Source organism: Escherichia sp. MOD1-EC7003 (assembly GCF_002965065.1).
Classification (GTDB): Bacteria; Pseudomonadota; Gammaproteobacteria; order Enterobacterales; family Enterobacteriaceae; genus Escherichia.
In genome coordinates, this window is record NZ_PTRE01000330.1 from 1 (window position 1) to 519 (window position 519).

The 519-nt window shown below is 52.6% G+C and carries 1 pseudogene; it reads right to left on the reverse strand.

Annotated elements, in window-relative coordinates:
• Positions 1-115 precede the first annotated feature (115 nt).
• Positions 116-519, reverse strand: a pseudogene (locus tag A7090_RS25620) (integrase core domain-containing protein); the annotation flags it as partial.

Consider the following 519-nt stretch of genomic DNA (forward strand, 5'->3'; position numbering starts at 1 on the left):
TCGCAAAGGTCGCCGCTGGCAAAATCATGCTTGGTTTTTTTAAAATATCCAATGCGTTCGGGCCCCGCCTGGATGAACCGCCCCGGTTTTCCTGGAGAGTATTTTACCTGTGAACTCAGGCTGCCAGCTCATCATTTCCGATGGAAGCATAATACGCTTTTTCTGCTTCTGCCGGAGGAATATGGCCCAGCCTTTCCAGCAATCGTCGATTGTTATACCAGTCCACCCACGTTAGTGTGGCCTGTTCCACTTCTGCACGGTTTTTCCAGCTCTTACGGTGTATTACCTCCGCTTTGTAAAGACCATTGATGCTCTCAGCCATCGCGTTGTCATACGAGTCGCCTGTACTCCCTGTTGATGCCAGTAATCCGGCTTCTTTTAGTCGCTCCGTATAGGCCAGTGACACATTCTGAGAGCCTTTATCGCTGTGATGGCTGGGGCCAGACGGACGACGGGCCCATCACGCCTGCTCCAGCTCGTCCAGCACGAAGGTCGTTTTCATAGACGATGAGACCCGCC